At 73.5% G+C, this 18,732-nt stretch carries 17 protein-coding genes; 9 read left to right on the forward strand and 8 right to left on the reverse strand.

Annotated features, from left to right (window positions below; genetic code table 11):
• Positions 1-59: 59 nt before the first annotated feature.
• Positions 60-956 carry an enoyl-CoA hydratase gene (locus NBZ83_RS03835; protein WP_261566464.1) on the reverse strand — a complete coding sequence of 299 codons (897 nt, stop codon included), beginning with the start codon at positions 954-956 and terminating at the stop codon, positions 60-62.
• A complete protein-coding gene (locus tag NBZ83_RS03840) occupies positions 953-2,572 on the reverse strand; it encodes a class I adenylate-forming enzyme family protein (protein ID WP_261566463.1) in 1,620 nt (539 codons plus the stop codon). The genes NBZ83_RS03835 and NBZ83_RS03840 overlap by 4 nt, the downstream gene beginning before the upstream one ends.
• A gap of 42 nt (positions 2,573-2,614) precedes the next feature.
• On the opposite strand from NBZ83_RS03840, the gene NBZ83_RS03845 reads away from it, so the two are divergent.
• Together NBZ83_RS03845 and NBZ83_RS03850 are read left to right on the forward strand one after the other, a co-directional pair.
• The gene (locus tag NBZ83_RS03845; protein WP_261566462.1) at positions 2,615-3,259 is read left to right on the forward strand and encodes a cysteine hydrolase family protein; all 645 of its coding nucleotides are present in this window, start codon (positions 2,615-2,617) and stop codon (positions 3,257-3,259) included.
• 261 nt (positions 3,260-3,520) lie between these two features.
• Positions 3,521-4,498 carry a VOC family protein gene (locus tag NBZ83_RS03850; protein ID WP_261574352.1) on the forward strand — a complete coding sequence of 326 codons (978 nt, stop codon included), beginning with the start codon at positions 3,521-3,523 and terminating at the stop codon, positions 4,496-4,498.
• 54 nt (positions 4,499-4,552) lie between these two features.
• On the opposite strand, the gene NBZ83_RS03855 is transcribed toward NBZ83_RS03850, so the two are convergent.
• From NBZ83_RS03855 to NBZ83_RS03870, 4 genes are all read right to left on the reverse strand, one after another.
• Positions 4,553-5,188 (reverse strand): TetR/AcrR family transcriptional regulator, encoded by a 636-nt coding sequence (locus NBZ83_RS03855; RefSeq protein WP_261566460.1) that lies wholly within the window; start codon positions 5,186-5,188, stop codon positions 4,553-4,555.
• An 84-nt stretch (positions 5,189-5,272) separates the two neighbouring features.
• Entirely contained in the window at positions 5,273-6,358 is a 1,086-nt protein-coding gene (locus NBZ83_RS03860) for an acyl-CoA dehydrogenase family protein (RefSeq protein ID WP_261566459.1), read from the reverse strand.
• Positions 6,355-7,578: an acyl-CoA dehydrogenase family protein gene (locus tag NBZ83_RS03865; protein WP_261566458.1), complete on the reverse strand. Its 1,224-nt coding sequence runs from the start codon at positions 7,576-7,578 to the stop codon at positions 6,355-6,357. The genes NBZ83_RS03860 and NBZ83_RS03865 overlap by 4 nt, the downstream gene beginning before the upstream one ends.
• Complete coding sequence (locus tag NBZ83_RS03870) at positions 7,575-8,381, reverse strand: enoyl-CoA hydratase/isomerase family protein (protein ID WP_261566457.1); 807 nt, start codon at positions 8,379-8,381, stop codon at positions 7,575-7,577. Before NBZ83_RS03870 ends, NBZ83_RS03865 begins: the two co-directional genes overlap by 4 nt.
• A 412-nt stretch (positions 8,382-8,793) precedes the next feature.
• Between NBZ83_RS03870 and NBZ83_RS03875 the strand changes: the two genes are divergently transcribed.
• From NBZ83_RS03875 to NBZ83_RS03885, 3 genes are all read left to right on the forward strand, one after another.
• The gene (locus NBZ83_RS03875; protein WP_261566456.1) at positions 8,794-9,273 is read left to right on the forward strand and encodes a Zn-ribbon domain-containing OB-fold protein; all 480 of its coding nucleotides are present in this window, start codon (positions 8,794-8,796) and stop codon (positions 9,271-9,273) included.
• Positions 9,270-10,457, forward strand: a complete 1,188-nt coding sequence (locus NBZ83_RS03880) for a thiolase family protein (RefSeq protein WP_261566455.1) — start codon at positions 9,270-9,272, stop codon at positions 10,455-10,457. Before NBZ83_RS03875 ends, NBZ83_RS03880 begins: the two co-directional genes overlap by 4 nt.
• A gap of 74 nt (positions 10,458-10,531) precedes the next feature.
• Positions 10,532-11,005: a MaoC family dehydratase gene (locus tag NBZ83_RS03885; RefSeq protein ID WP_009738322.1), complete on the forward strand. Its 474-nt coding sequence runs from the start codon at positions 10,532-10,534 to the stop codon at positions 11,003-11,005.
• Here the strand turns inward: NBZ83_RS03885 and NBZ83_RS03890 are convergent.
• Positions 10,978-12,267 carry a CoA transferase gene (locus NBZ83_RS03890; protein WP_261574353.1) on the reverse strand — a complete coding sequence of 430 codons (1,290 nt, stop codon included), beginning with the start codon at positions 12,265-12,267 and terminating at the stop codon, positions 10,978-10,980. The genes NBZ83_RS03885 and NBZ83_RS03890 overlap by 28 nt on opposite strands.
• Before the next feature lie 311 nt (positions 12,268-12,578).
• Between NBZ83_RS03890 and NBZ83_RS03895 the strand changes: the two genes are divergently transcribed.
• Positions 12,579-14,255 (forward strand): AMP-binding protein, encoded by a 1,677-nt coding sequence (locus NBZ83_RS03895; RefSeq protein WP_261574354.1) that lies wholly within the window; start codon positions 12,579-12,581, stop codon positions 14,253-14,255.
• A gap of 37 nt (positions 14,256-14,292) precedes the next feature.
• Here the strand turns inward: NBZ83_RS03895 and NBZ83_RS03900 are convergent, their stop codons facing one another.
• Positions 14,293-14,949 carry a TetR/AcrR family transcriptional regulator gene (locus NBZ83_RS03900; protein ID WP_261574355.1) on the reverse strand — a complete coding sequence of 219 codons (657 nt, stop codon included), beginning with the start codon at positions 14,947-14,949 and terminating at the stop codon, positions 14,293-14,295.
• 276 nt (positions 14,950-15,225) lie between these two features.
• On the opposite strand from NBZ83_RS03900, the gene NBZ83_RS03905 reads away from it, so the two are divergent.
• From NBZ83_RS03905 to NBZ83_RS03915, 3 genes are all read left to right on the forward strand, one after another.
• Positions 15,226-16,443: an amidohydrolase family protein gene (locus NBZ83_RS03905; RefSeq protein ID WP_261566451.1), complete on the forward strand. Its 1,218-nt coding sequence runs from the start codon at positions 15,226-15,228 to the stop codon at positions 16,441-16,443.
• Positions 16,444-16,474: 31 nt separating this feature from the next.
• Positions 16,475-17,404 carry an LLM class F420-dependent oxidoreductase gene (locus NBZ83_RS03910; protein WP_261566450.1) on the forward strand — a complete coding sequence of 310 codons (930 nt, stop codon included), beginning with the start codon at positions 16,475-16,477 and terminating at the stop codon, positions 17,402-17,404.
• A 63-nt stretch (positions 17,405-17,467) separates the two neighbouring features.
• On the forward strand, positions 17,468-18,682 hold the full coding sequence (locus tag NBZ83_RS03915; protein ID WP_261566449.1) for an amidohydrolase family protein: 1,215 nt from the start codon (positions 17,468-17,470) through the stop codon (positions 18,680-18,682).
• The last annotated feature ends 50 nt before the right edge of the window (positions 18,683-18,732 follow it).

The following is an 18,732-nucleotide window of genomic DNA, read 5'->3' on the forward strand; positions in this document are numbered from 1 at the left end:
GGCCTGGGGCCGAAGGCCGAGGGCCTGGGGCCTGGGGTCTGAGGCCTAGGGCCTAGGGCCTAGGGCCGATTCTTGTCGGCCGGCAGGATGGCGGGGGCGTTGCGCCAGTCGTCCAGGCCGTACTCGGCGGTGCCGACGTACACCTTGCCGCCGGAGACCTCGCTCCAGTGCGCGTGGTTGAGCTGGTGCAGGGTGAAGGCGGCGTCGAGCGCCGAGCTGAAGCCCATCGCGTCCTGCGCCTGGTTGACCGACTCCTTGACCAGCAGCGCGGCCATCGTCGGGACCTTCGCGATCCGGGCGGCGAACTCCACCGTCCGCTCGGAGACCTCCTCGACTCCGAAGACCTTGCTGACCATGCCCAGCGCGTGCGCCTCGTCGGCGCCGAGGGAGTCGCCGGTGAGCAGCAGCTCCTTGGCCTTGCGCGGGCCGAACTCCCACGGGTGGGCGAAGTACTCCACCCCGCACATGCCCAGGCGGGTGCCGACGACGTCGGCGAACACGGTGTTGTCGGCGGCGACGATCAGGTCGCAGCACCAGGCCAGCATCAGCCCGGCGGACAGCACGTTGCCGTGCACCTGAGCGATGGTGATCTTGCGTAGGTTCCGCCAGCGCTTCGTGTTCTCGTAGTAGTAGTGCCACTCCTGGCGGGTGCGGTTCTCCGCGCCGCCGTAGGAGGCCCCGTTGCACTGGAACGTCGGGTGCAGGTCGGGGCCGTCCGGATTGCGCTCGGCGACGCTCTCCGGAGTGCCGAGGTCGTGGCCGGCGGAGAACGACGCGCCGGCGCCGCGCAGGATGACCACGCGCACGCCGTCGTCGGCCTCCGCCCGGGTGAACGCCTCCCCGAGCTCGACGAGCAGGCCCCGATTCTGGGCGTTGCGCGCCTTCGGCCGGTTGAGGGTGATCCGGGCGATCCGGCCGTCGGCCAGCGTCTCGTAGTCGATGTAGCGGTAGCTCACGCAGGCACCTCTCGCGGCGCGGCCAGCCGGGCACGCAGCGCCTTCTTGTCGATCTTTCCGGTGGGCAGGACGGGCAGTTCGTCGACGACCACGGCGGACCGCGGTGACTTGTAGCGGGCGATCCGGGTAGCCACGTGTTCGCGCAGCTCGCCCGAGGTGAGCTCGGTGCCGGGCAGGAGGACGACGACGGCGCACACGGCCTCGCCCCAGCGCTCGTCGGGCACGCCGACCACGGCGCACTGCACGACGGCGGGGTGGGTCAGCACAGCGTCCTCGACCTCCAGGGAGTAGATGTTCTCCCCGCCGCTGATGATGACGTCCTTCTTGCGGTCGACCAGGTGCAGCAGGCCCTCGGCGTCGAACACGCCGACGTCGCCGGTGTGGCACCAGCCGTCGGCCAGCGTCACGCCGGTGGTGGCCGAGTCGTTCCAGTAGCCGCGGAACATCGCCGGCGAGGCCACCACGATCTCGCCGGGCACGCCCGGCGGGCATTCGGCCCCGTCGTCGTCGAGGATGCGGATCTCGGTGTCCGGGTAGGGGAAGCCAACCGAGGTGAGCCGGCGGTCCCGGTCGGGCCCGGAGCCGCGGTGCAGCTCGCGGGGCAGCCCGGAGGTGATCACCTCGGTCTGGCCGTACAGGTTGAGGAAGCCGGTGTCCGGCATCGCGGCAAGCGCTGCGGCCAGCGTCGGCGCGGTGATGGGCGCGGCCGAGTAGACGATGGAGCGCACCCCGCGCAGCGCCGCCACCGGCGCCGGGTCGGCGACGCCCGGTCCCGCCCCGGCCTCGGTCAGCACCGCCTGCAGCATGCTCGGCGCCAGGTGCAGCACCGTGATGGCGTCGGCCGGCACCGTGGCCAGCAGCGCCGCCGGCTCGAACTGCCGGTGCAGCACCGCGGTCCCACCGCGGGCGTGCAGGCCGAAGGCCATCGCCATCGCGCCGATGTGGAACAGCGGCATCACCAGCAGGATCCGGTCGTCGCTGCCGGTGCGCATCTCGACGTTCATCGTCTGGCCGACGCGGAACATCTCCCGCTGGCCCATGATGCAGCCCTTCGGCCGACCGGTGGTGCCGCTGGTGTAGATCAGGCAGGCGATGTCGTCGGGCCGGGCGGCGAACGGCAGCTCATCGCCGAGCGCGGCGTCGCGGAACTCCGCCAGGCCCACGACGTCGCCGCCCGCGCCGCCCGCGCCGCCCGCGCCGCCCGCGTCGTCGAGGCGGACGACCAGTTCGAGGCCGAGCTCCGCACGCAGCGTCGCCACGATCGGCAGGAACTCGGCGTCGACGAAGATCGCCCGAGGCTTCGCGTCGGCGAGGATGCGGGCGATCTCGGGTGCCGCGAGGCGGAAGTTGACGGTCGCGACGACGATGCCGCTGAGCTGCCCGGCGGCGAGCACCTCGCCGAAGGCGATGCTGTTGCGACCGAGCAGGGCCACCCGGTCCTGGCGGCGCAGGCCGGCTCGGGCGAGGGCGGCCGCGATGGCCGTCGCGCGACGCAGCAGCTCACGGTGGGTGATGCTGCGTCCCTCGTACAGGTAGGCGGGGACGTCGCCGAAGCGCTCCGCGTTACGGCGAAGGATGTCGGCGAGGCAGGGATCCGGGATGTGTTTCGTCGGCACGGGCTACTCCATCGAAGCTCCGAGCGTTAATGTTTGACGATGATGTCAAACAACGACACCCCGGGCAAGCGCCCCCCGCGGCCGATCGACCCCCGGACCAGCGCGGTCGTTCTGGTGGAGTGCCAGAACGGGGTGCTCGGCCCGGACTCCATGCTGCCCTCGCTCGCGGCGGATTCGGCCGACATCCGCGACGGCCTGCGCCGGCTGGTCACCGCCGCGCGGTCCGCCGGGGTGCTCGTCGTGCACGCGACGTTCGAGGGCTGGCTGGGTTCCACCGACCCCGGGCCCGCGCCGCTGTGGAAGGCCGCCGCCCAGGGCAGCAAGGACTGGGGCCCCGGCCACCCGGCGACCCAGGTCGTGCCCGACCTGCTCGACCCCACCGACCTGATCATCCCGCGCCACCACGGCCTGTCGCCGACCTGGGGCAGTGAGCTGCTGCCGATCCTGCGCGGCCACCGGGTGAACACGGTCGTCTTCGCCGGCGTCTCGCTCAACGTCGCGATCCCGCTCGCGGTGGGGGAGACCGTCCACCAGGGCTTCCACGTCATCGTCCCGCGCGACGCGGCGGCGTCGACCCCGGCCGAGTACGGCCAGCACATCCTGGCGAACACGATCGCCATGCTCGCCCGCGTCACCACCGTCGACGACCTCGCCGCCTCCTGGGCCGCCGCCACCGCCACCGTCTGAGCCGCTGGGGCGTCTGAGCTGCCGGCTCTCCGAGGCGCGGTTGACCGTCGGCGCGGTGCGGACGGTCGCGGGTAGCGGCTTCGTGGCAAGTGTTGGCGGAAGTGTCAACTGTGGTTAGGGTCAGGCGGAGCGCGAGGGCCGCGGTGCCGTGCCCGTGACGGTCCGCCGAGCGTCCTCGCGGACCCGTACCGAACGTGACCGCAGCACCGGACCGGCCGTGGTCCCCGCGGCCGATCCGGCATCCCTTCCCGGAGGCGCCCCATGACCACCAGCACCGAGCCGACGGCGAGCGGCGTCCCGGCGGCATCGCCGTCCGGCCGCCCGGCCCACCATGCCCACGCCGTGCTGCACTGCAACCTCAACACCGTCGACGTCGACCGCTCCGCCGCCTTCCACCTGTCGCTGTTCGCCGGTGAGCCGCGGATGCGCTCGATCAGCACCGACGGCGACACCGCCACCATGGGTCTGGGCTCCGGCACCGCCAGCGTCACCACGTTCCTCTACGACCTGCGCGGCCCGCGCTCGGCCCCCGCCGTCGAGCTGGTCGGCTGGACCACGCCGCACACCACGCCCGCCACCGCCGACCAGCGGCCCACCGGCTTCTCGGCGTTGGGCTACCGCGTCGAGTCCCTGCGGATCGTCTCCGCGCGCCTGGAGGCCACCGGCGTCGCGTTCACCCCGGTGCCCGAGGGCCTAGCGGTCCGCGGCGCCGTGCGCCCGGCGCTGCGGCTGAGCGATCCCGACGACGCCGTCATCGAGGTCGTCGAGATCCCCGCCGCCCCCGGCGACCCGCGCCGGCTGCCGTTGCTGTCCCACGAGCGGATGCGCTGCACCGACCTCGAGCGCACCATCGCCTGGTACACCGGGATCGGCTGGACGGTGCGCGACCGCGGCGAGAGCCCGGCGGGTCCCACCGCGTCGCTGGTGCTGCCCGAGGACCCGACGTTCTCCCTGGAGTTCACCCAGCAGCCCGCGCCCGCGGGGGCCACGGCGACGCCGCCGGCCAACGTCCAGGGCCTGTACCGGATCGCGCTCGCGGTCGAGGACGTCCGCGAGGCGCACGCCTCGCTCGTCGCCGACGGCGCGCTCGGTGACGTCGACGACCCGGTGGTCATGCCGATGCCGGACACGCCGACCGGTGGCTTCACCGTGCTGTTCCTGCACGACCCGGACGGCGCCGTCGTCGAGTTCGTCGACCGTCCCCGCTCGGCGGTGCGCCGCCCCACCGAACCCGCCTGACCCCGCCCGGCGCGTCATCCGCCCGGCGCGCCTGGCCAGCGCCGGGCGCGGGACTTATCCGGCCAGCCGAGGGTGGATCGTGGCGACGAGCAGGGCCGCGGCCTCGGCGATGATGTCGGCCTCGTCCATCCGGATCTCGGTGGCCCGGATCTTGTACCAGCAGCGGTCGAGCATCGCGAGCACGACCAGGCCGACCGCCTCCGGCGAGCCGGCGGGATCGCGCTGGCGGGCGTGCAGCAGCTCGCCGAGCTTGCGGGCGACGCGGACCTGGATGCGGTGGGAGTCGTTGCGGAAGGCCACGTCGGTCGGCGCGGACAGCATCGCGGCCAGCGCGAAGGCCCCGTGCTGGTCGAGGTGGGTGAAGTAGAGCCGGATCCACTCCTCGACGGCGGGGGCCGGCCAGTCGTCGGGCACCGCGGTGAGCCGGGCGACGACGGCGAGGGTGGACTGGTATCCGGCCCGGCCGAGCTCGGCGAAGATCTCCCGCTTGTCCCGAAAGTAGGTGTAGAACCCGGCGCGCGAGATGCCGCACGCCTCGGTGATGTCGGCGACGCTGGTGCCCGCGTAACCATGGCGCAGGAACAGCCCGCGGGCGGTATCGACGATCACCTGTCGGGTGCGTGCGGCGCGCGGTCCGAGGTCCGCCACCGAGGCGGGGACGCGTTGTCGGGGGGTGTCGGGCGGTTGCATGGCATCATCTCGGCGCGTCGACCGGCCATCCCGGCCGGGCCGGACGGCCCCACGGGGCGCCCGGCCCGGCCAGGGCGGCGGTGATCAGATCGCGACGACCGGCTCGAGCTCGGCGCCGCCGAGCAGCTCGGTGCCGAGCTGCTCGGCCAGCGCGCGGTGGTCACCGAGCAGCAGGTCGAGCGCGGCGGTACGGGCGACGAAGCGGTGCAGCTCGCTCTCCAGCGACAGCCCCATCGCGCCGCAGACCTGCACGGCGTGGCGCATGACCTCGGCCTGGGCGTATCCGGCGCGCAGCTTGACCAGCCGCGCCGCCCAGGCGCCGCCGTCCGCGTGCCCGGCGCTGCCCCACGCCACGGTCAGCTCCGAGCGCAGCGACTCGACCGCCACGTGTGCCTCGGCGAGCCGGTGGCGCACGGCCTGGAAGGTCGCGATGGACCGCCCGTACTGGACGCGCGCCGAGGTGTGCGCGACCGCGATCGCGAGCGCCGCCTCGCAGCCGCCGGTGATCTCGGCGGCGAGCGCGCGGCGGCCGGCGGCCACCGCGCGGGTCCATGCGTCGCCGGCCGGGGTGGCCGGGCCCGCCGGTCCCACTGGCGCCGCGGAGACGGTGAGCCAGCCCGCGGCGGTGTCGAAGCCGCGTACCGGCTGCGCCGCCGCCGCGACCAGCTCGGCCGGCAGGATCCGCAGTGTGACGCCGCCGGCGAGCCCGGCCAGGCCGGTCGCGTCCGGCTCGTCGGCGGTGGCGCCCGTGTCGAGGACGGTCGGGACGACGACCTCGGTGATGCCGTCGAGGGGGCCGAGCAGCAGCCCGGTCAGCGGCCCGCGCGGGTCGGCCGGGTGATCGGAGTGCAGCGGGTAGAGCAGCGCCCGCGCCGCGGTGGCGGCGGGCAGGGCGGGGGCGAGTTCGGCGAGCAGGACGTCGTCGAGGACGCGGGAGTGGGCCAGTGCCCGCCCGTGCTCGGTGAACAGCAGGGTGGTGGCGCGGGCCGGGTCGTCGGCGAGCACGTCGGCCCAGCCGAGCTCCGCCAGCGCCGCGGTGAGGTCACCGCCCTCGGCGAGCACCTCCCGCAGGGAACCGGCCAGCAGCTCCGCGGTGGCGTCGTCGAGGCCCGCCGGCGCCGGGGACGCGCCGGCGGTGGGGGCGGCGGTGATGGTGGCCGGACTGGTCACTTCGCCTCCTTCGGCAGGCCGAGGACGTGATCGGCGATGATCGTGCGCTGGACCTCGGCGGAGCCGCCGAGGATCGTCGCCGAGCGGGAGAACCACCACTCGTTGCGCCAGGCCGCGACCTCGTCGGTGGCACCGAGGACGAACTCGGCACCCAGCAGGTCGCGGGCGAGGTCGAACAGGGAGATCTCGACGGTGGCGAGCAGGACCTTGTCGACGCTGGCCTCGGGGCCCACCGTGTCGCCCGCGGCGAGCCGGCGCACGGTGGCGGCACTGCGGGAGCGCAGGGCGATGATCTGCTCGTAGACGGCGCCCAGGCGCGCGGCCGAGCCGTCGGGCAGCCGGGCGCCGGCGGCGAGCCGGGTGGCGACCTGCCCGCGCAGGTCGCGCAGCCGGCGCAGCGCGTCGGCGGCGCAGATCCAGGCGTACATCGCCCGTTCCCACTGCAGCAGGTACATCGCGACGGCCCAGCCCTTGCCCTCGTCGCCCACCAGGTTGGTCGCCGGGACGACGGCGTCGTCGAAGAAGACCTCGGCGAGCTCGTTCTCGCCGCTGGCCAGCGCGATCGGCCGGATGGTGACGCCCGGTGTGTCCGCGTCGAGCATGATCATGGAAAGGCCGCGGTGGCGGGACTCCGGCGTGCCGGTGCGCACCAGGCACACCAGCCGGCTCGAGGTCGCGCCATGGCTGGTCCACAGCTTCGACCCGGACAGGACGTAGGTGTCGCCCTCACGGCGGGCGCGGCAGCGCAGCGACGCCAGGTCGCTGCCGGCCTCCGGCTCGGAGAAACCCTGCCCCCACCACTCGTCGCCGCGCAGGTAGGCCGGCAGGTAGGCGGTGGCGAGCTCGGGGGCGAAGTGCACCACCGGCGGGCCGAGGGTCTCCAGCATCAGGTGCGGGGCGGGGATCGGCAGCCCGGCGGCGGAGAGGGCGTCGTAGAAGATGGCGCGGTGGCGCTCGTCCCCGCCGAGCCCGCCGGCCGACTCCGGCCAGCCGTAGCGGTTCCAGCCGGCGCGGAACAGCACGCCCATGAACCGGCCGTGGTCGGCGATGCGCTCCTCGGTGTTCGGGTAGTGCCGGCCGCGCCACTGGTCCAGCACCGGCTCGCTCGCCAGCCACGCGCGCAGCGCACGGGCGTAGGCGTCGAGGTCGTCGCGCAGGACCGCCGGGTCGATGTCCGCCGGATCGATGACCGTCGGGTCGGCGGCCGTCGCGGTGGTCATGCGGGGCTTCCCGCCGCGGCCGCGCGGGCCTTGGAGCGCTCGAGGAAGCTGCGCACGAGCGCCTGGTGCTCGGGGGTGTCGAAGGAGGCGAACTCCTCGCCGAGGGCGTACTCCAGCACGCCGGCCACCGCCCGCTTGATGTGCATGTTCAGCGCCCGCTTGGTGCTCTGCACGGCCTGCGGCGGCTGGGCGGCGAGCTTGGCCGCGACCTTCAGCGCCTCGTCGAGCAGCTCCGCGTCGGGCACCACCCGGTTGGCCAGGCCCAGCGAGACGGCCTGGTGGGCGGGGATGCGCTCGGAGGTCAGCAGGTACTCCTTGGCCCGCAGCATGCCCATGAGCAGCGGCCAGGTCGGCGCGCCGCCATCGGCCGCGGTGAGCCCGACGCCCACGTGCGGGTCGGACATGAACGCGCTCTCGGCGAGCAGCACGATGTCGCTGCACACCGCCAGGTTGCAGCCCAGGCCCACCGCGGCGCCGTTGACCGCGGCCACCACCGGCAGCGGGAAGTCGACCATCTCGTTGAGCAGGCGGCGGGCGCCGTCGATCTCGGCGCGGCGCAGCTCGCGGTCGTCCCACAGCTCGACGAAGTGCTGGAGGTCGCCGCCGGCGCTGAACGCCCGGCCCGCCCCGGTCAGCACGACCGCGCGCGCGCCCGGGTCCTCCGCCAGGTGGCGCCACACCCTGACCAGGGCGTGGTGCAGCGCTTCGTTCGTCGCGTTGAGCGCCTCCGGTCGGTTCAGGGTGACGAGGCGGACTGGACCCCTCTCCTCGATGAGCAGCTCCGGCGCGAACGGGTTGTCCATCAGTTCTCCTGTCGGTCCTGCTGTGCGCCTGCGATACGTCGGTAGGGTCGGCGGCTGTCCGCGGTGTCCGCCGAGACGGAACCGCAGGCGCGGCGCGCCAGGCCGCGGCGGGGGACGCCCGCGGGCGGGAGGGAAGCCTGCGGGCGGTCGCGTGACCGCCGAGGTGAACCTCTCGTCAACTGTCCACTGCCCTGCCTGGGAACGCCGCCAGTGGCGCGCCACCCCGGCCATGAGACCGTTGTTTGACGGAAATGTCAAGTTCTCCTAGGGTGCAGCTGGTGGGGGCGCCAGCCGCCCCTGAGGTCCAATGTGGGACCTACGGACGACGCCATCGAGGGCGTCGTCCGTCGAGCGCGCGGCCCGGCCGATGCCGTCCACCGCGACGGCGCCGGGGGCCGTGGGAGGAGGCGGCGTGACGGATACACATTCCCCTGCGTACGCAAGGCCCGAGCGACGGCTGCTGCCGCAGCCGACCGCCGAGTCGGCGGCGTTCTGGACCGGCGGGCGCGACGGCCAGCTGCTGATCAGCCGGTGCCGGGCCTGCGGACATTTCTTCCACCCCCCGGGCCCGGTGTGCTGGCGCTGTCGCAGCACCGACGTCGGCCCGGAGCCGGTCTCCGGCCGGGCGACGGTGGCCGCCTACACGATCAACCGCCAGCCGTGGATCCCCGGCTACCCGCCGCCGTACGTCGTGGCGATGGTGGAGCTCGCCGACGAGCCGGACGTCCGCCTCATCACCAACATCGTCGACGTCCCGCTCGACGAGGTGCGCGTGGGCCTGGAGGTAGAGGTGTTCTTCGAACAGTGGCCGGCGCAGCCCGGTCCGGATGACTCGCCGGTGTGGCTGCCGCTGTTCCGGCGGGCCACGGCGACGGTTGGGGGAGCGCGATGAGCGGCGGGCCATTCGACGGCAAGGCGGTCGTCACCGGGGCCGGCAAGTCCCAGGTGGGCCGGCGCCTCGGCCGCACCGGGCTGGATCTGACCATCGAGGCGGTGACCCGGGCGATCGCCGACGCGGGCCTGTCCGTCGACGACGTCGACGGCATCGCCAGCTACCCGGGGCCCGGCGTGCCGGACCTGGGTTTCTCCGGGGCCTCCATCACCGAGGTCCGCAACGCCCTCGGCCTGCGCAGCCGCTGGTACCTGTCCTCGACGGAGACCGCCGGGCAGATCGGCCCGGCGATCGAGGCGTGCATGGCCGTCACCCTGGGGCTGGCCAACCACGTCGTCGTCTACCGCTCGGTGTGGGAGTCGACGGCACAGGCCGGCGCCGGCCGGGCGTCGGTGCTGTTCGGCGGCGGGACGGTGTCCGGGCACCTGGAGTACACGGGGCCCTTCGGCGCGCTGTCCGCGGCGAACTGGCTGTCCATGCCCGCCCAGCGCTACATGCACGACTTCGGGCTCACCCGCGAGCAGCTCTCCGCGATCCCGCTCAACGCCCGCGCCAACGCCGGGCTCAACCCGGACGCGATCTACCGCGACCCGCTCACGCTCGATGACTACCTCAACGCCCGGATGATCTCCGAGCCGCTGTGCCTGTTCGACTGCGACGTGCCCTGCGACGGCGCGACCGCGGTCGTCATCTCCCGGCGCGACGCCGCGGCCGGGCTGCCGCGCCACCCGCTGACGGTGGAGTCGGTCGGCACCGGGATGTTCGAGCGGGCCACCTGGGACCAGCGCGTCGACGTCACCACCATGGCGGCGCACGACGTGGCCGCCACCCTGTGGGAACACACCACGCTGCGTGCCGCCGACGTCGACCTCGCCCAGCTCTACGACGGGTTCAGCTTCCTGACCGTGATGTGGTTGGAGGCGCTGGGCTTCTGCGAGCACGGCAAGGTCGGGCCGTTCATCGAGGGTGGCGAGCGCATCGCCCTGAACGGGCCGCTCCCGCTGAACACCTCGGGCGGGCAGCTCTCCGGCGGCCGGCTGCACGGCATGGGCTTCCTGCACGAGGCGTGTGTGCAGCTGTGGGGCGAGGGCGGCGAGCGACAGGCGCCGAACAGCCCCGAGGTCGCCGTGGTGGGCGTCGGCGGCGGCCCCGTCGGCGGTGCGATGCTGCTCAGCACCCGCTGATCTACCGGGCACCCGCTGAGCCAGCCGGCACCGCCGACCCGAGCATCCGCCGTAACCAGCAGGGAGAACGGACCATGGAGATCTACCGCAGCGCGGCCGACCTGGAGGCCGCGCTCGGCACGGAGATCGGTCCCACCGACTGGCTCACCGTCGAGCAGTCGCGGATCGATCTGTTCGCCGACGCCACCGAGGATCACCAGTGGATCCACGTCGACCCCGAGCGGGCCGCCGGCGGCCCGTACGGCGCGACGATCGCCCACGGCTTCCTCACCGCGTCGCTGGTGCCGTACTTCATGAACAAGCTGCGCACCATCGAGGGCATCCGGATGGGCATCAACTACGGCCTGGACCGGGTGCGCTTCCCCTCGCCGGTGCGGGCCGGCGCGCGCATCCGCGCCCGCGCGACCCTCATCGACCTGCGCAAGCTCGACGACGGAGCCGTCCAGGTCACCAACCGGGTGACGATCGACGTCGACGGCTCCGCCAAGCCCGGCTGCGTCGTCGAGCTGCTGGCCCGGTACTACTTCGCCGACGCCGCCGGTTCCTGAGCCGACGCCGGTTCGTGGGCCGGCGCCGTCCACTCGCGCAGGACCTCGCCGGTGTGCTGGCCCGCCGTGGGCAGCACACCGGCGTCCGGGTCGCCGCCCGTGGCCGGGTCGCCGCCCGTGGCCGGGTCGTGAGTGGCCGGGTCGCGAGTGGCCGGGTCGCCGGCGGCGCGTGGGGCCGGGGCCGGCACGGTCACCGTCATGCCGTCCGGGGTGCGCAGCGTCCGCAGGGCTCGCCGGTGGCGCAGGTGCGGGTCCGACACCACGTCGTGGGCGGTGTTGACGGGCGCCCCGGGCAGCCGGGCGGCGGCGAGGCGTTGCACCGCCTCCGCGCGGTCGAGTCCGCCTGCCCAGATCCGCACCGCCTCGCCGAGTGCCTCGCCGGCGGTCCCGGTCGGCGCGCCGACGACGGCGGCGAGGTCGCGTAGCTGGCGGGGGGTGGAGACGCTCACCGCGAGCCAGCGGCCGTCGGCGCAGGCGAACACGTCGCGCAGCGCCGAGCCCGCGAGCCCACCGCCGAGGCGCCCGGGTGGTTCGGCGCCGGCCGCGAGCTGCGCTGCCGCCGACACCAGCGTCGGACCGACGACGTGCAGCATCGCCTCCACCGGGTTGACGTCGACGACCCGGCCGGGTGCCCCGTTGACCCGCACGTCGTGGCAGGCGGCGGCGACCCCGAAGGCCCCCGCGTAGGCCATCACGGCGTCGCCGAGCGGGACCGAGGGCAGCATCGGTGGGCCGCCCGCGTCGCCGGTCATGTGGGTCAGGCCCGCGAACGCCTCGCCCATCGTCCCGTTGCCCGGTCGCCCCGCGGCGGGGCCGTCGGCGCCGTAGCCGCTCACGTGCGCGACGACGAGGCGCGGGTTGACCGCGAGCATCGTGTCGGGATCCAGGCCGCGCGCCGCCAGCCGCGCCGCGGGCTCGTTGACGACGACGACGTCGGCCACGGCGACCAGGCCGCGCAGCGCCGCCCGTCCGTCCGCGTCGGCCGGGTCGAGCATGATCGACCGCTTGCCCCGCGCGACCAGCGGCCAGAACCCGGTGGCCCGGTAAGCGTCCCCTCCGGGCGGCTCCAGCTTGACCACGTCCGCACCCTGGTCGGCGAGAAGACTCGCGAGCAGGGGCGCGGCGTACAGGGAGGCCGCGTCGAGCACCCGCAGCCCGGCGAGCGGACCGCCGGCGGGGGCGGACGGCCGGGCCGCGGTGCCGCCGCGATCGTCTCGCGGTCCGTCGGGGCCGGCCGCGGCCGGTTCGCCGCCTGCGATCATCAGGTCGTCTCCTTGTGCGGCATCCCTCGGCGCGGTGCGGCATTGCGGTGCGCTTCGTACGGTCCGAGCCCGCAAACCGTACCCACCGCACCGCAACGCGCGCAGCGCGCCGCAACGGCAGGGGTGATCGGACGCCGTCGGAGGCCGATTGCCGGCAGCTCACCTGATATTGACAAAGGATTGAACTTTTTGATGTGGTTGCCCTGGTCAAGCAGAGCATCGTCCGACATCGTCGTCAATCACGGACCCCGCCGCGCCGCCGGAGGCAGCGCGGTCCGCTCGCCGGACCCCGACATCGCCAGGAGGCCGTCATGACGTCCGTGCCGAGCAAGCAGTCCACGGCGGCCGATCCGGTGGCTGCGGCCGATCCGGTGGCTGGGACCGATCCGGTGGCTGGGATCGAGGCGGTGGATCTCGCGCGGGCCGCCGAGCAGTGGCCGTGGCTGCTGACGGCCCCCACGGTCGACGGGTTGGTGGCCCGCCGCTCACAGGCCACCCCCGACGCACTCATGCTGGTCGACGAGCACGACGCGCGGCTGACCTTCGCCGAGTTCGACGCCAGGGTCGACCGGGTCGCGGCCGCGCTGGCGGGTGAGGGCATCACGGCCGGCACCCGGGTCGCCTGGCAGCTCCCGACGCGGATCAGCACCCTGCTGGTGATGATCGCGCTGCGCCGGCTCGGTGCCCTGCAGGCGCCGGTCATCCCCATCTACCGCGAGCGGGAGGTGAGCGCCGCGCTCGCCGCCATCGACGCGGAGGTCTTCCTGGTACCGGGGACGTGGCGGGGCATCGACTTCACGGCGATCGCCCGGGAGGTCGCCGCCGCCGGCGGCCCCGCACCCCGGCTGGTGGAGATCGGCCACGACGCACCGGAGGCCGACCCGCCGCGCGCGGGCGTGCGCCCCGACCATCTCCCCGACGAGGTGCGCTGGATCTACTTCACCTCCGGGTCCACCGGCATCCCCAAGGGCGCGCGGCACAGCGACGGCACCCTGCTCGCACCCGCGGTCTGCTTCGCCGGCCTGAGCGGTCTCGGCCGGGCAGCGGGGGAGGTCGGCGCGGTCGGCTTCCCGGTGGCGCACGTCGGCGGGATCCAGTACCTCATCGCCGCGCTCGCCGGCGGCTTCCCGATCCTGCTGCTGGAGGCGTTCGTCCCCGACCAGGCCGTGGAGCTCTTCCGCGCGCACGGCGTCACCGCCACCGGTGGTAGCACGCCGTTCTACACCGCGCTGCTGGACCTCGCCGCGACCCGTCCGGGGGAGCGGCTGGTCCCGACGCTGCGTTCACTCAAGGGCGGCGGCGCCCCCTGCCCGCCGCACCTGGTCGGCGAGGTGGACCGGGTGCTCGGCGCGGTGCTCGCGCACGACTACGGGATGACGGAGGTGCCGATGGTGGCGGTGGCCTCCATCGCCGATCCGCCCGACGTGCTGGCCGCGACGGACGGCCGGCCGGTGCCGGTCAACCGGCTGCGCTTCGTCGACGAGGGCGGCGCGCCGCTCGCGCCGGGCGCCGTCGGCGAGGTGCAGGTCAGCGGGCACGGGGTGTGCCACGGCTACACCGATCCCGAGGCGACCCGGGCGGCGTTCACCGCCGACGGCTGGTTTCGCACCGGCGACCTCGGCCGGCTGGTTCCCTCCGGTCACATCGAGATCGTCGGCCGGCTGAAGGACCTCATCATCCGCAAGGGCGAGAACATCGCCCCCCAGGAGATCGAGGCCCTGCTTGGTCGCCACCCCGACGTGGCCGAGGTCGCCGTGATCGGACTGCCCGACCTTCAGCGCGGCGAGCGCGTGTGCGCCGTCATCGTCGCCCGCCCCGGCCGGCCGGTGCCGTCGCTGGCGGAGCTGACGGGCTGGCTGCGGGAGGCCGGGCTGATGCGCCAGAAGCTTCCCGAGCAGCTCGAACTGATCGACGTCATGCCGCGCACCGGGCTCGGCAAGGTCGCCAAGGCCCAGCTGCGCACCCGCTTCGAGCCGCGCCAGCCCTGAGCGGCGCCACCGCGCTGAGCGGTGGGCGCGGGCGGCCTCAGGCGGTGAGGACCGCCATGATGAACCCGGCGATGGTGTTGACGACGTCGGCATCGTCGACCGGCAGGCGCTGGCCGTGGCAGTGGTACCAGGTGCGGTCCATCATCGACTGGACCGCGAGGCCCAGCGCCTCGGGGGCGTCGGTGGGCGTGCGCTGGCGGCACCGCAGGTGGACCCCGAGCAGCCAGACCACACGCAGTTGCATCTTGTTGCTCGCGCTGCCGACGGCCTGGTCGTCGGGGCCGGACTGGGCGGACAGGATGAACGCGCCGTGGCGGTCCATGAACGCGAAGTACTGCCACACCCATGTTGCGACGTCCGCGTGGGTGCACGGGCGCGCCATGGTCTCCCACAGGGCCATGACCTGCAGGATCTCGTGGTAGGTGGCCTCGCCCAGAGTGTCGAAGATCTCCCGCTTGTCGCGGAAGTACGTGTAGAAGCCGGCGCGGGAGATACCGCAGGCGTCGGTGATGTTGTTGACGCGGGTGCCCGCGTAGCCGCGCTCGAGGAACAGCCGGCGGGACGCGTCGAGGATGAGGCCGCGGGTGCGGGCCGCGCGGCGGCCCATGCTCCTGCCGTTACCCGTCGCGGAACTCGTCCCGCCACCGGGCGGTGCGGACGCGTCGACGGCGTCGACGGCAGAGGAGTCATCCATAGCTTCTCCCAGTGTAGGAGGGCGTGCCGCGGCCGGGCCTGACGGACCTGTCGATGCTGGTGCCCGCCATCGGTCGAAGTGACCGCGTGACGGCCCACATGTCCGTGTCAGCTACGTTCTGCCAAAGTTGACAGTTTCGTCAAGTCGGCTTAGTGTTGGCTCGCGCAGCAGTACCCGAGACAGCACCGAGGTGGCGAAAGCCCGGTCGCCCACGGCCCATGGCCGGCGGCATGCGGCGGGGCGGCGGGTTCCCCCGGGCAGCGAGGAGCAGCAGCCGTGACGCAGTACACCGACGCGCCGATCTTCGACGCCGACCAGCACATGTACGAGACCCCGGACGCGCTCACCCGGCACCTGCCGGAGCGCTACCGGCGCGCGGTGCAGTTCGTGCAGGTCGGACGGGCGACCCGGATCGCGATCCGGGGAAAGATCACCGACTACATCCCGAACCCGACGTTCGACCGGGTGGCGGCCCCCGGCGCCTGGGAGAAGTTCTTCTCCGGCCAGAACCGCGACGGCCAGTCGCTGCGGGAGATGACCGGGCGGGCCATCGAGTCCCGCCCGTCGTTCCGCGAGCCCGCCCCGCGCCTGGTGGAGATGGACGCCCAGGGCGTCACCGAGGCGCTGGTCTACCCGACGCTGGCGAACCTGGTCGAGCACTCCGCCGCCGAGGACCCCGAGCTCGTCGTCGCCATGATCCACGCGATCAACCGCTGGATGCTCGAGACCTGGGGCTACACCCACGCCGACCGGCTGTTCATGACGCCGGTCATCAGCTGCGCCCTGGTCGACGACGCCCGCCGCGAGCTCGACTACGTGCTGGAGAACGGGGCGAAGGTCGTCCTGATCAAGCCGGCGCCGGTCAAGGGCCTGCGGGGCTGGCGCTCCCCGGCGCTGCCGGAGTTCGACCCGTTCTGGGCGGACGTCGAGCGCGCCGGCATCCCGGTGGTGCTGCACTCCAGCCAGCCGCCGCTGGACGACTACATCAACCGGTGGGAGCCGCCGGACTCCAACGACTTCACCGAGATGAGCGCCTTCCGCTGGGTGACCCTGGGTCACCGCGAGATCGCCGACATGCTCACCAGCCTGATCTGCCACGGCACGTTCACCCGGTTCCCGAAGCTGCGTGTCGCCAGCATCGAAAACGGCAGCGCCTGGATCCACCCGCTGTTCGACGACCTGCAGGCCGCCTACGGCAAGATGCCGCAGGCGTTCCCCGAGCATCCGCTGGAGGTGTTCCGTCGCAACGTGTGGGTCAGCCCGTTCTGGGAGGGCTCCGTCGCCGACGTGATCTCCACGGTCGGCTGGGACCGGGTGCTGTTCGGCTCCGACTTCCCGCACCCGGAGGGCCTCACCGAGCCCCGCGGCTACTACGCCTACGCCGAGGGCATGGACGAGAAGCGGACTCGCGACTTCATGGGTGACAACGCCCGGCGGCTGCTCGGCCTGCCGGTGCGCGACCCCGCCGGCGACCGGACTCCGGTCGCGGTCTGACCGGCCGCCGGCGAACCGAGGAAGGACGACAGTGCAGCTGAACTACCAGTTCCCGACCCGCGCGGTGAAGCACTGGGAGCGGTGGATCGGTGAGCGTGACCTCGCCGACGTGGCGGTCGCCGCCGAGGAGAGCGGATTCGACATCGTCTCCACGACGGACCATCCCTTCCCCTCCAGCGCCTGGATCGAAGGCGGCGGTCACCACTCCTTCGACCCGTTCGTCTCGCTGGCGTTCATGGCGGCGGCGACGCGGCGCGTGCGCCTGCTGACGTTCATCCTCGTCGCCGGCTACCGCAACCCCTACCTGACCGCGAAGTCGGTGGCCAGCCTCGACCTGCTCTCCGGCGGCCGGCTGATCGTGGGCATGGGCGCCGGCTACCAGAAGCCCGAGTTCGACGTGCTCGGCGCGCAGTTCGACGGCCGCGGCGGTCGGTTCGACGCGGCCATCGCCGCGATGCAGGCCGCCTGGACCGGCGAGGTCGTCGAGCGCGACGACCCGCACTTCCCGGCGTCGGGCCACGTCATGCTGCCCCGGCCGGCCCAGCGGCCCGGCCCGCCGATCTGGATCGGTGGCAACAGCCGGGCGGCGATGCGCCGGGTGGCCGAGGTCGCCGACGGCTGGCTGCCCTTCGAGCAGCCCGCGCAGATGGCGGAGATCACCACCACCCCGAGCCTGGCCGCCGACGAGATCGGCGAGCGGATCGCCACCCTGCGCGAGCTGCGCGCGGCGGCGGGCCGTCCGAGCACCTTCGACGTCTGCTTCACCCCGCAGGTCAGCCGGGACCCGGCCCGCGCCGCCGAGGCGCTCGCGGCCGCCGCCCCCGGGTACCAGGCCGCGGGCGTCACGCACCTGTCGGTCGAGTCGCATGCCCGCAGCGTCGACGACTGCCTGGCCGAGATCGAACTGTTCGGCAAGGCCCTCGCGCCCCCGGCGCCCACGCCCACGGCCCTCGCCCCGTAGCCGGGCGGTGGCACCCCCAGACGACGACCGACCATCCGGATGAACGCCGAACGAGGAGAGTTCATGACCACCCTGGCAGCCCCCGGCGACACGGCCGTGCTCCCGTCGCTGGGCTACCCGCTCTACGACGCCGACCAGCACTACTACGAGACGGCCGACGCGCTCACCCGCCACCTGGCGCCCGAGTACAAGCGGCTGATCAAGATTCTGCAGACGCCCGACGGCCGGACCCGGATGGTGATCAACAACAAGCTCTACACCACCAACCCGGACCCGACGTTCCCCACCGTCGCCGCCCCCGGCGTGTTCGAGCAGTACTTCCGCAGCAACAACACCGAGGGCCGGGAGCTGGCGTCCTTCGTCGGCAAGCTGCAGGAGAGCCAGCCCGAGTACACCGACCGCGACGCGCGCATCGCCAAGCTCGACGAGCAGGGCGTCGCCGCGACGATCATGCTGCCGACGGTCGGGGTGGCCGTCGAGGGGCTGCTCACCGACAAGCCCGACGCGCTGCACGCCATCGTCGAGGCGTTCAACCGGTGGATCGAGGACGAGTGGGGCTACTCGTACCAGGACCGCATCATCTCGACGCCGGTGCTGTCGCTGGCCGACCCCGACCTGGCCGTCAAGGAGCTGGAGCGGGTGCGTGACCTGGGCGCGCGGATCGTCGTGCTGGTGCCGGGGCCCGTCCGCGTCGGCGCGATCACCCGCTCCCCGGGTAACCCGGTCTTCGACCGGTTCTGGGCGACCGCGGCCGAGGCCGGCATCGTCGTGTCCTACCACACCGGTGAGGCCGGCTACGAGTGGGTCGCCGAGAAGTGGGGCGAGGGCGCCTTCGAGGGCCTGCGTACCACGCCGCTGCCCGAGATCATGCAGCTCCACGTCGAGCGGCCCATCCAGGACACCATCGCGGCGCTGGTCGGCCACGGCGTGTTCGAGCGGCACCCGGCGCTGAAGGTCGCCACCATCGAGGCCGGTTCCACCTGGGTGCTCGACCTCGTCCGCCGGATCCGCAACGCCTACGGCAAGATCCCGCAGAAGTTCGCCGTCGACCCGGTGGAGAGCTTCCGCGAGCACGTCTGGGTCGCGCCGTTCTACGAGGACGACCTGCTCGCGCTCAAGGACGCCATCGGCATCGGGCACATCATCTTCGGCTCGGACTGGCCGCACCCGGAGGGCCTGCCGACCCCGGGTGCCTTCGTCCGTGACGCCGCGGTGCTCTCCGAGGAGGACCGCAAGCTGATCCTCTCGGACAACCTCAAGTCCCTGCTGCAGCTCTAGCGTCGGCGGGCCCCGGCCGCGGGCTGCCGTCTCCCGGTGGGAGCAGGCAG

The sequence above is a fragment of the Frankia gtarii genome, from assembly GCF_025403375.1.
GTDB classification, from domain to species: Bacteria; Actinomycetota; Actinomycetes; order Frankiales; family Frankiaceae; genus Frankia; species Frankia gtarii.

Coding starts and splice junctions, on each gene's coding strand:
- NBZ83_RS03845 (WP_261566462.1), top strand. CDS start 2,615: ATGTCAAACAACGACACCCCGGGCAAGCGCCCCCCGCGGCCGATCGAC.
- NBZ83_RS03850 (WP_261574352.1), top strand. CDS start 3,521: ATGACCACCAGCACCGAGCCGACGGCGAGCGGCGTCCCGGCGGCATCG.
- NBZ83_RS03855 (WP_261566460.1), bottom strand. CDS start 5,188: ATGCAACCGCCCGACACCCCCCGACAACGCGTCCCCGCCTCGGTGGCG.
- NBZ83_RS03865 (WP_261566458.1), bottom strand. CDS start 7,578: ATGACCACCGCGACGGCCGCCGACCCGACGGTCATCGATCCGGCGGAC.
- NBZ83_RS03870 (WP_261566457.1), bottom strand. CDS start 8,381: ATGGACAACCCGTTCGCGCCGGAGCTGCTCATCGAGGAGAGGGGTCCA.
- NBZ83_RS03880 (WP_261566455.1), top strand. CDS start 9,270: ATGAGCGGCGGGCCATTCGACGGCAAGGCGGTCGTCACCGGGGCCGGC.
- NBZ83_RS03885 (WP_009738322.1), top strand. CDS start 10,532: ATGGAGATCTACCGCAGCGCGGCCGACCTGGAGGCCGCGCTCGGCACG.
- NBZ83_RS03890 (WP_261574353.1), bottom strand. CDS start 12,267: ATGATCGCAGGCGGCGAACCGGCCGCGGCCGGCCCCGACGGACCGCGA.
- NBZ83_RS03895 (WP_261574354.1), top strand. CDS start 12,579: ATGACGTCCGTGCCGAGCAAGCAGTCCACGGCGGCCGATCCGGTGGCT.
- NBZ83_RS03900 (WP_261574355.1), bottom strand. CDS start 14,949: ATGGATGACTCCTCTGCCGTCGACGCCGTCGACGCGTCCGCACCGCCC.
- NBZ83_RS03915 (WP_261566449.1), top strand. CDS start 17,468: ATGACCACCCTGGCAGCCCCCGGCGACACGGCCGTGCTCCCGTCGCTG.